This window comes from Roseicyclus sp. (assembly GCF_965662675.1).
Taxonomy (GTDB): Bacteria; Pseudomonadota; Alphaproteobacteria; order Rhodobacterales; family Rhodobacteraceae; genus Roseicyclus.
Window position 1 is genome coordinate 1 of the sequence record NZ_CBFIIK010000073.1, and the last position, 2062, is coordinate 2062.

The window sequence follows — 2062 nt, forward strand, 5'->3', positions numbered from 1 at the left end:
GGCCTGTTGGTTCAGCGTCATGCCCACCGTGTACATGTGGTGCGCCCAGACGACGAAGCCCAAACCACCAATCGCCACCAGCGCATAGACCATCGGCAGGTAGCCGAAGACCGGCTTTCTGGAGAAGGTCGAGACGATGTGGCTGATGATGCCGAAGGCCGGCAAGATCACGATGTAGACCTCGGGGTGGCCGAAGAACCAGAAGATATGCTGGAACAAGACCGGATCACCGCCACCTGCCACGTCGAAGAAGGTCGTGCCGAAGTTGCGGTCGGTCAGCAGCATGGTGATCGCGCCCGCCAGAACCGGCAGCGACAGAAGCAGCAGCCAAGCGGTGACGAAGATCGACCAAGCAAACAGCGGCACCTTGTGCAGCGTCATGCCCGGTGCGCGCATGTTGAGGAAGGTGGTGATGATGTTGATCGAGCCAAGGATCGAGCTTGCGCCCGAAACGTGAACCGCGAAGATCGCGAAATCAACCGCGCGGCTTGTTGGCGCGTCCTGCCATGACAGCGGCGGGTAGAAGGTCCATCCCGGACCTGCGCCACCATCGATGAACACAGCGCAGAAGGCCAAGCTGGTTCCCGCGACATAAAGCCAATAGGACAGGTTGTTCAGACGCGGAAACGCCATATCCGGCGCGCCGATCATCAAAGGCATGAAGTAATTGCCGAAACCACCGAACAGCGCGGGAATGACGACGAAGAACATCATCAAAACGCCGTGGCCCGTGATCATCACGTTCCAAAGATGGCCATCGGGGGTGCAATCCTCGACCGCGGCCGCGGTCAGGCGCGCGCCTTCGGCGCACATGTACTGCACGCCCGGCTCCATCAACTCCATCCGCATGTAGACGGTGAAGATGACGGATACGAGACCTACGATACCTGCAGTGAACAGGTAGAGAATCCCGATATCCTTGTGGTTGGTGGACATGAACCAACGGGTGAAGAAACCCGGTCGTTCGTGGTCATGCCCCGAAATGGCGGCGTCTGCCATGTGAAACTCCTGTCTGTCGCTCGTCGGCGGCAACAACGGCCAAGGCCGCGGCTCTCCGCTTTGTGATGATGCCCTTCTAGGGCGGTCCTGTCAGTGCCGCAATGTTGTTGGCGTCAATCAGTCGCGCTTTGGGGTGAGGAAAATTGTCTCAGATCAAAGCGCGTTGAAAATGCCGCTTGCGCTTGGTGCAAGGGCAGCGTTCAGCGCCCCCCATCCGGGAAAGCCCTGTGAAAGCTGCGTGTCAGCGCAAGGTCCAGGTCATCCATCGTGACGGGCAGCCCCAGATCCACAAGGCTGGTGACCCCGTGACCGGTGATGCCGCAAGGTACGATCCCCGTGTAATGCGACAGGTCGGGGTCATGGTTGATGGCCAAACCATGCGTGCTGACCCATTTACTGAGTCGCACCCCGATGGCTGCGATCTTGTCTTCGCGCGCGGCACCATCGGGCAGGGGAGGCTTGTCGGGGCGCGTGACCCATACACCGACGCGGCCTGGTCTGATCTCGCCCTTGATGTTGAATTCGTCGAGCGCGGCGATCACCCATGCCTCGAGCGATTGGACAAAGGCGCGCACATCGCGCCCGCGCCGATTCAGGTCGAGCATTACATAGACCACGCGCTGCCCCGGCCCGTGATAGGTATATTGCCCACCGCGCCGCGTGGCGATGACGGGAAAGCGGTCGGGGTCGCTCAGATCGGCGGGTTTGGCCGATGTGCCTGCGGTATAGAGGGGGGGATGCTCCAAGAACCAGATCGCCTCATCGGCAGTGCCTTCGGCGATGGCGGCGGCGCGTGCCTGCATCCAGTCCAGCGCCGTGTCATAGGCGACCAAGCCCTCCGATGTGATCCATTCGACCATCGCGCTAACGGGGCAAAAGCCCGGCCTCCTTGATCTTGGGCATGTTCGCCCGGCTCACGGGAATATCGGCCCCGTGCGACATGCCCAACACTGCACCATCCCCCTTGCGGGTGACAGAGACCACATGCCCCCGCGCGACCCAGTGGGAGCGGTGGACCTCAAAACCGGCATGCGCGCCTGCCTCGCGAATCGCATCGGCCAAG

The 2062-nt window shown here is 61.4% G+C and carries 3 protein-coding genes; all 3 read right to left on the minus strand.

Annotated features, from left to right (window positions below; translation table 11 throughout):
* Positions 1 to 999 (minus strand): cbb3-type cytochrome c oxidase subunit I (locus ACTG4J_RS10890; RefSeq protein ID WP_439139457.1); only part of this gene is annotated, 999 nt, incomplete at its 3' end.
* 200 nt (positions 1000 to 1199) lie between these two features.
* Positions 1200 to 1859, minus strand: a complete 660-nt coding sequence (gene lipB / locus ACTG4J_RS10895; protein WP_439139459.1) for a lipoyl(octanoyl) transferase LipB — start codon at positions 1857 to 1859, stop codon at positions 1200 to 1202.
* Between the two features lie 4 nt (positions 1860 to 1863).
* The coding region (locus tag ACTG4J_RS10900; protein ID WP_439139461.1) for a LytTR family DNA-binding domain-containing protein at positions 1864 to 2062 on the minus strand (199 nt) is incomplete at its 5' end.

What these genes read in the sequence shown, in the direction of transcription:
- lipB (WP_439139459.1), bottom strand. Translation starts at nt 1,859, where the DNA reads ATGGTCGAATGGATCACATCGGAGGGCTTGGTCGCCTATGACACGGCG.